This window comes from Noviherbaspirillum denitrificans (assembly GCF_002211445.1).
GTDB lineage: Bacteria > Pseudomonadota > Gammaproteobacteria > Burkholderiales > Burkholderiaceae_D > Noviherbaspirillum > Noviherbaspirillum denitrificans.
Genome location: NZ_LSTO01000001.1, coordinates 2,389,053 through 2,396,878, shown reverse-complemented (window position 1 = coordinate 2,396,878; position 7,826 = coordinate 2,389,053). Strand labels below are relative to the sequence as shown.

10 protein-coding genes are annotated in these 7,826 nt (G+C 63.0%); 6 read left to right on the top strand and 4 right to left on the bottom strand.

All coding sequences use genetic code 11. From position 1 onward, the window contains the following. From AYR66_RS29545 to AYR66_RS11685, 6 genes are all read left to right on the top strand, one after another. On the top strand, positions 1 to 1,024 hold a 1,024-nt coding region (locus tag AYR66_RS29545), incomplete at its 5' end, for an FAD-dependent monooxygenase (RefSeq protein WP_206047148.1). 29 nt (positions 1,025 to 1,053) lie between these two features. Further along, positions 1,054 to 1,776 carry a DsbC family protein gene (locus tag AYR66_RS11705; RefSeq protein ID WP_088709769.1) on the top strand — a complete coding sequence of 241 codons (723 nt, stop codon included), beginning with the start codon at positions 1,054 to 1,056 and terminating at the stop codon, positions 1,774 to 1,776. A 131-nt stretch (positions 1,777 to 1,907) separates the two neighbouring features. After that, complete coding sequence (locus tag AYR66_RS11700) at positions 1,908 to 2,366, top strand: (2Fe-2S)-binding protein (RefSeq protein ID WP_088707627.1); 459 nt, start codon at positions 1,908 to 1,910, stop codon at positions 2,364 to 2,366. Further along, entirely contained in the window at positions 2,363 to 2,938 is a 576-nt protein-coding gene (locus AYR66_RS11695; RefSeq protein WP_088707626.1) for a nucleotidyltransferase family protein, read from the top strand. Before AYR66_RS11700 ends, AYR66_RS11695 begins: the two co-directional genes overlap by 4 nt. A gap of 65 nt (positions 2,939 to 3,003) precedes the next feature. Continuing rightward, on the top strand, positions 3,004 to 3,462 hold the full coding sequence (locus AYR66_RS11690; protein WP_088707625.1) for a DUF3429 domain-containing protein: 459 nt from the start codon (positions 3,004 to 3,006) through the stop codon (positions 3,460 to 3,462). A 7-nt stretch (positions 3,463 to 3,469) separates the two neighbouring features. Continuing rightward, on the top strand, positions 3,470 to 5,257 hold the full coding sequence (locus tag AYR66_RS11685) for a M61 family metallopeptidase (RefSeq protein ID WP_088707624.1): 1,788 nt from the start codon (positions 3,470 to 3,472) through the stop codon (positions 5,255 to 5,257). Here AYR66_RS11685 and trpC read toward each other — a convergent pair whose 3' ends face one another. The 4 genes from trpC to AYR66_RS30575 all read right to left on the bottom strand — a co-directional run. Then, entirely contained in the window at positions 5,258 to 6,061 is an 804-nt protein-coding gene (trpC, locus tag AYR66_RS11680) for an indole-3-glycerol phosphate synthase TrpC (RefSeq protein WP_088707623.1), read from the bottom strand. A gap of 3 nt (positions 6,062 to 6,064) precedes the next feature. Beyond that, positions 6,065 to 7,102 carry an anthranilate phosphoribosyltransferase gene (trpD, locus tag AYR66_RS11675; protein WP_088707622.1) on the bottom strand — a complete coding sequence of 346 codons (1,038 nt, stop codon included), beginning with the start codon at positions 7,100 to 7,102 and terminating at the stop codon, positions 6,065 to 6,067. 11 nt (positions 7,103 to 7,113) lie between these two features. Beyond that, complete coding sequence (locus AYR66_RS11670; RefSeq protein WP_088709767.1) at positions 7,114 to 7,677, bottom strand: aminodeoxychorismate/anthranilate synthase component II; 564 nt, start codon at positions 7,675 to 7,677, stop codon at positions 7,114 to 7,116. 1 nt (position 7,678) lies between these two features. Continuing rightward, positions 7,679 to 7,826 (bottom strand): chorismate-binding protein (locus tag AYR66_RS30575; protein WP_170942301.1); only part of this gene is annotated, 148 nt, incomplete at its 5' end.

Sequence of the window (7,826 nt, the reverse complement as noted above, 5' to 3'; positions counted from 1 at the left end):
TGTCGCCCACGACCTGCTGTCCTCGCTCAAGGTCTGGCAGGCGCTGGACGCCTCGCGCGTCGCGGCGGTCGATGCCATGGACGTCAAGGGCGACGGCGAGCAGGCGGGAAGCCTGACCTTCGATGCCTACGGCGCCCGGACCGGCGCGCTAGCCTGGATCGTCGAGGACAGCAACCTGAATTCGGCGCTCGACGCGGCCCTCAAGTTCGCGCCCAACCTGCGTGTCGTGACCGGACGCGCGGTCGACCTGCATACCGACCTGCAGGGCGCGAATGTACGCCTGGATAACGGCGACGTGCTGGAAGCTTCCCTGGTGGTCGGCGCCGATGGCGCCCAATCCTGGGTGCGCGGCCAGTGCGACATCGGCATTGATTACCGCTCTTATGGCCAGCGCGCCATCGTCACCAATTTCGAATGCGACAAGCCGCACCACGGTACCGCTTTCCAATGGTTCACCGCGACCGAAGGCATCATTGCGCTGCTGCCCTTGCCCGGACAGCGCGTTTCGCTCGTCTGGTCCGCGCCCGAACCGCTCGCGCAGGTCCTGCTCGGCGAATCGCTGTCCCGGCTCGCGGAGCGCCTGACGGCGATTTCCAGTGGCCAGCTTGGCCAGTTGCGTCCCATCGAGCCTGAAGTCGTCAAGGCTTTCCCGCTGACGCTGATGCGTCCGCATTCCATTGTCGCGCCGCGCGTGGCGCTGGTCGGCGATGCTGCCCACGTGGTCCATCCGCTCGCCGGCCATGGCATGAACCTCGGATTCGGCGACGTGGAGGGGTTGATCAAGGCAGTATCCGGGCGTGAATCGCACCGCGATTGCGGCGACGAGCGCGTGCTCGGCCGTTACGCCCGAGCGCGCAAGGAAGACATCTTCCTGATGCAGGTTGCGACCGATGGACTGGAGCGCCTCTTTTCCACCGATTTCGAGCCGGTACGCATTGCGCGCAACCTCGGCTTGAACTTTGTCAATAAATTGCCTGTCATAAAAAGAGCGCTGATTTCCCACGCATTGGGAAAGCGGCCGTGATGACTAACCAAAGGGATATCCCGAACATCATGATGAAATTGAAACAATTCGCGGCGCTGGCTGCATTGGCGCTTGCGGCTGGCGCGGCGATGGCGCAGACCGCACAGGAAACCGCGATCCGCAAGGCAATCGAGCCCCGTCTCGGCGACGGCGCCAAGATCGACTCGATCGGCAAGACTCCCTATGGCGGCTTGTACGAGGTGCGCGTCGGCGGCGATATCTTCTATACCGATGCCAAGGGCGATTTCCTGTTCATCGGCCGCATTGTCGATACCAAGACCTTCCAGGATCAGACCAAGGCGCGCCTGGATGAAATCAACAAGATCAAGTTCGCCGACCTGCCGCTCGACTCCGCGTTGAAGATGGTGAAGGGCAACGGCAAGCGCGTGATCGCAGTGTTCGAAGACCCGAACTGCGGCTACTGCAAGCGCTTCCGCCAGACCCTCAATGAGATGGACAACGTGACGGTTTACACTTTCATGTACAACATCCTGTCCGAGGATTCGTCGGCCAAGTCGCGCAACATCTGGTGTTCGGCGGACCGCGCGAAGGCCTGGGACGAATGGATGCTGAAGGGCAAGCAACCCGATGCGGCGCCCGCGAACTGCTCCACGCCGAACGACAAGATCCTCGCGCTGGGCCAGAAGATGAAGGTGACCGGCACGCCGACCATTTTCTTCACTGACGGCACGCGCATCCCCGGTGCTGTCGACCAGAAGGGGCTGGAGGCGAAGCTGGCGTCGATCAAGTAAACGGCAATAGAGGAATCCTTCGAATGGCGCGCACTCGCAAGAGGCGCGCCATTTTTTACATCACAATAGCCGCCAGGGGAGTCGGGCGATATCCTGCTCGACAAACGTCAACGCATAAAGGGAAAACACGCATGGTCACACTCAACGTCAACGGCCGTGACGTGCAGGTGGATGCCGACCCGTCTACGCCCGTGCTGTGGGCGCTGCGGGACAACCTCGGCATGACCGGCACCAAGTTCGGCTGCGGCGCAGCCTTGTGCGGCGCCTGCACCATCCACGTCGATGGCCAGCCGGTCCGCTCCTGCATCACGCCGATCGGCAATGTCGCCGGCAGGCGGATCACCACCATCGAAGCAATGGCCGCCGACCGCGTGGGCAAGGCCGTTCAGGACGCCTGGGTGGAGCACGATGTGCCGCAATGCGGTTACTGCCAGAGCGGCCAGGTCATGAGTGCGACGGCGCTGCTGCGCGCGAACAAGGCGCCGACCGACGCCGACATCGATGCGGCGATGAGCGGGAACATTTGCCGCTGCGGCACCTACCAGCGCATCCGGGCAGCGATCAAGGATGCGGCGGGCAGCCTCGCATGATTGCCGGCATCCTGCTCGCCGCCGGACGCGGCTCCCGCTTCGACCCGAGCGGTCAGCGCAACAAGCTGCTGCAGCCCGTCACGGGTGGCGAAGCGGTGGCAGTTGCCGCCGCGCGAAACCTGCTCGCGGCGCTGCCGTCCGTCCTCGCCGTGGTCGGTCCCGGTGGTGAACAAATTGCTAGCCGCTTGAAGGCGGCCGGTTGCGAGGTAAGCGTCTGCCCCGATGCCGGCGAAGGCATGGGCGCAACCCTCGTGTACGCGCTTCGTCAAAAGCTTGAAGCAACGGGCTGGGTCGTCGCACTGGGCGATATGCCCTTCGTCCAGCCGGAAACGATACGCGGGCTTGCCGCCGCAATTGAGCTGGGTGCAGATATCGCCGCACCATTCAACCAGGGCAGGCGCGGCAACCCTGTCGCATTCGGGCGCACACATCTCGACGAACTGCTGCAGCTGCGCGGCGACGAAGGCGCGCGGCGCTTGCTCGGCAAGCATCTGGTGACGGCGGTCGAGGTCAACGACCCCGGCATCTTCCACGACATCGATACGCCGGACGACCTGCGCTCCCTGGATTGAGACCGCGCCGGACAATCCGGCTACACTATGCGGCTGTCGGCCATCATGTCCCAACAGTCTCCCGCATGAACAAACAATTCCTGAACCAGCGCATCGCCCACCTGCTCGGCATGGCCGGTACCGTTCCCTTCCTGCTTCTCATGCTCGCCTGCTGGACCGTACAGGCCGACTGGCTGGGCTACTTCCTGCGCGGCCAGCTTGCGTACGGCATCGCGATCCTCTCCTTCCTCGGCGGCATGCACATGAGCGCGGCCATCCTGTCGACCGGATTGACGGAGGAACAAACCCGCAAGGCCTTTGTCTGGAGCGTATTGCCGCCGGTGCTCGCCTGGTCATCCACGCTCATGGGCGGTTTCGGGTTTGCCGTGCTGATGGCCGGATTCATCATCGCCTACCGGGTCGACAAGCACCTGCTCGTCTGGTACCGCATGCCGGACTGGTTCCTGCAGCTGCGCTTCCGGCTGACCTGCACGGTCGTCGCCGCGCTCGCCTTGTCCGTCATCGCCGCCAACGTCAGAGGATAGGATTCGCATGAAAAACGCCATTCAGTACACCATCGTCCCGAAGGACCCCGCCGCCCACCTGTTCGAAGTGGTACTCACCGTGCAGGTGCCCGCCGCCGGTGGGCAGGTATTCGTGCTGCCGGCATGGATTCCAGGCAGCTACATGATCCGCGAGTTTGCCCGCAACATCGTGCGCATCGCCGCGCAGTCGGAAGGCAAGCCCGTCGCCCTGAACAAGCTGGACAAGCACACCTGGCAGGCGGCTCCATGCGGGAAAAACCTCACGCTGACCTACGAGGTTTATGCCTGGGATCTGTCCGTGCGCGCCGCGCACCTCGACCAGACACATGGCTTCTTCAACGGCACCAGCGTTTTCCTCGCGGTGCAGGGCCAGGAACACCTTCCGCACGTGGTGGACATACAGCGTCCGGATGGCGACCAATACAAGGCATGGCGCGTGGCGACGGCGCTGCCCGAATTGAAAGCGAAGCGTTACGGTTTCGGCACCTATCTCGCGGCAGATTACGACGAGCTGATCGACTCGCCGGTGGAAATGGGCAGCTTCGAACTCGCGACCTTCAAGGCGCACGGCGTGCCGCACGACATCGTCATCACCGGGCGCGTGCCAAACCTCGACATGGCGCGCCTCAGTGCCGACCTCAAGAAGATCTGCGAAGCGCAGATTGCGCTGTTCGAGCCGAAATCGCGGCGCGCGCCAATGCGCCGTTATGTATTCATGACGCTGGCGGTGGGCGACGGCTACGGCGGCCTCGAACACCGCGCATCGACCGCGCTGATCTGCTCGCGCAATGACCTTCCGGTCAAGGGGCAGAAGGAGATGAGCGACGGCTACCGCACTTACCTCGGCCTGTGCAGCCATGAATATTTCCATACGTGGAACGTCAAGCGCATCAAGCCGGACGTGTTCGCACCCTACGACCTGCGTACGGAAGGCTACACCACGCTGCTCTGGCTGTTCGAAGGATTCACCAGCTATTACGACGACCTGATGCTGGTGCGCAGCGGACTGATCGATGAGGCCGCCTATTTCAAGCTCGTCTCCAAGACGGTCAACGGCGTGCTGCGCGGCAGCGGGCGCACCAAGCAGAGCGTTGCCGAATCGAGCTTTGACGCCTGGACCAAGTACTACCGCCAGGATGAAAATTCGCCCAATGCCATCGTCAGCTATTACGCGAAGGGTTCGCTCATCGGACTGGCGCTCGACCTGACGATCCGTGCCGGAACCAAGGGCCGCAAATCCCTCGACGACGTAATGCGTACGCTGTGGCAGCGTTACGGGCGCGACTTTTACGAGGGGGAGGGCATCGGCGTCTCGGAAGCCGATGTCGAAGACCTGTTCGAAGAAGTGACGGGCCTCAAACTCAAGCGCTTCTTCGACCGCTACGTACGCGGCACAGAAGATGTCCCGCTCGGCAAGCTGCTCGAACCGTTCGGTGTGGAGTTCGCCGACAACCGCAAGAACCAGAAGCCGGCGCTTGGCATCCGCACCTCACGTGAAGGCAATGACTGCAAGGCGGTGAGCGTATACGAGGGTGGACCTGCGCATCTGGCGGGCATCTCCGCCGGCGATATCCTGATTGCGGTGGATGGATTGCGCGTCTCGGCGACCAATCTCGAATCGCTGCTCGCACGCTACAAGACCGGGGATGTGCTGATGCTGCATGTATTCCGGCGCGATGAACTGATGACCTTTACCGTCGTGCTGGCGCCGGACGACGCACCACAGGCGGCATTGACCGCGCAGGCGAAACCGGCAGCGGCGGCACGTGCGCGCACCGCCTGGCTGGAAAGCTGATCAGCCCGCGAACAGGCGGCTGAGCTCCACGCCTGGATCGGGCGCGCGCATGAAGGCCTCGCCGACGAGGAAGGCATGCACGTCGGCGTCGCGCATCTGCTTCACGTCATCCGGCTTGAGGATGCCGGATTCGGTCACGACCATCTTTTCCGGCGGAATGCGCGGCAAAAGGCCGATCGTGGTTTGCAGCGAAGTTTCGAAGGTGCGCAGGTTGCGGTTGTTGATGCCAACCATCGCCGTCTTCAGCTTCAGCGCAGCGGTCAGTTCGTCGCCATCATGCACTTCGACGAGCACACCCATGCCAAGCTCATGCGCGCAGGCTTCCAGCTCCGCCATCAGCCCGTGATCCAGCGCGGACACGATCAGCAGGATGCAGTCCGCACCCCACGAACGCGCCTCGTACACCTGGTACACGTCGATCATGAAATCCTTGCGCAGTACCGGCAGATCGCATGCAGCGCGCGCCTGCTTCAGGTATTCCGGCGCGCCCTGGAAAAACTGCTCATCGGTCAGCACCGACAGGCAGGCCGCGCCGTGCTTCGCATAGCTTTGCGCAATGTCCGTGGGACGGAAGTCAGGGCGCAGCACGCCCTTCGACGGCGACGCCTTCTTCACTTCCGCGATCACGCCAGCCTGGCCTGCTGCGATCTTCGAACGCAGGCTGGCTTCAAAGCCGCGCAGGTCACTGCGCAACGCGGTATTGCTCTCGACGTCGCGGCGCAGGCTTGCGAGATCACGCTGTTTTTTCGCCGCGGCGACTTCTTCCGCCTTGACGTCGAGGATCTTCTTGAGGATGTCGGACATGGTTCAGTTCGCGGCGCCGATTTTCTGCGTCGCTTGCACAAATTGGTTCAGCTTCGAACGGGCCGCGCCGGAGGCGAGCACTTCGCGTGCCTTCATCAGGCCGTCGCCGATCGTTTTCACGGCGCCCGCCGCGTAGAGCGCGGTGCCGGCATTGAGTACGACGATGTCGCGCACCGGGCCCTGCGTATTGTCGAGCGCCTCGAAAATCTTCTGCTTCGACTCTTCCGCACCGGAGACTTTCAGGTTGCGGCTCGCGACCATCTGCAAGCCGAAATCTTCCGGATGGACTTCGTATTCACGGATCTCGCCGTCGACCAGTTCGCCGACCATGGTCGCCGCGCCGAGCGAGACTTCATCCATGTTGTCGCGGCCCCAGACCACCAGTGCGTGCTTCGCGCCGAGGCGTTGCAGCACCCGCACCTGGATGCCGACGAGGTCGGGATGGAAAACGCCCATCAGGATGTTGGGCGCGCCGGCCGGGTTGGTCAGGGGGCCGAGGATGTTGAAGATGGTTCGAACGCCGAGTTCCTTGCGCACCGGCGCGGCATGCTTCATTGCCGCGTGGTGGTTGGGCGCGAACATGAAACCGATGCCGGTCTCTTCGATGGATTGCGCGACCTGTTCCGGCTTCAGATTGATGTTGGCGCCGAGGGCTTCCAGCACATCCGCACTGCCGGACGAAGACGACACACTGCGGCCGCCGTGCTTGGCGACGCGCACGCCGGCCGCTGCCACCACGAACATCGAGGCGGTCGAGATATTGAAGGTATGCGCACCATCGCCACCGGTGCCGACGATGTCGAGCAGGTTGCTGGAGTTGCTCAGCGGCACTTTCGTCGCGAATTCGCGCATCACCTGCGCGGCGGCGGCGATTTCGCCGATGGTTTCCTTCTTGACCCGCAGCCCCATGGTCAGTGCCGCGATCATCACCGGCGACATTTCGCCGCTCATGATCTTGCGGAACAGCGCCAGCATTTCGTCGTGGAAGATTTCGCGGTGTTCGATGCAGCGTAACAGCGCTTCTTGCGGCGTAATGGGCATGGTGGCTCCGTTCAGATGTTCAGAAAATTCTTCAGCAGCGCGTGGCCGTGCTCGGACAGGATCGATTCGGGGTGGAACTGCACGCCTTCAATCTGGTACTCCTTGTGGCGCACGCCCATGATTTCGCCGTCGTCCGTCCACGCCGTCACCTCAAGGCAATCCGGCAGCGACTCGCGCTCGATTGCCAGCGAGTGGTAGCGGATGATGGTGTACGGGCTGGGCAGGTCCTTGAACACGCCCACGCCGGTATGCGTGATCACCGAGGTCTTGCCATGCATGACCTGTTTGGCGCGAATCACATTGCCGCCGAACGCGGCGCCGATGCTCTGGTGCCCCAGGCATACGCCGAGGATGGGCAGCTTGCCCGCGAATTCCTTGAGCAGCGGCACCGACACGCCCGCTTCATGCGGTGTGCACGGGCCGGGCGAAATGCAAATGCGGTCGGGCTTCAGCGCCGCGATCTGTTCCAGCGTGATTTCGTCATTGCGGAAGGTCCGCACGTCTTCACCCAGCTCGCCGAAATACTGGACCAGGTTATAGGTGAAGGAGTCGTAGTTATCGATCATCAGCAACATGTCAGAGCTCCCCATCCAGTCCGTCTTGCACCTGCTCGGCCGCACGCAGCACGGCGCGCGCCTTGTTTTCGGTTTCCAGCCATTCCATCTCGGGTATCGAGTCGGCGACGACGCCGGCCGCGGCCTGCACATGCAGGGTACCGTCCTTG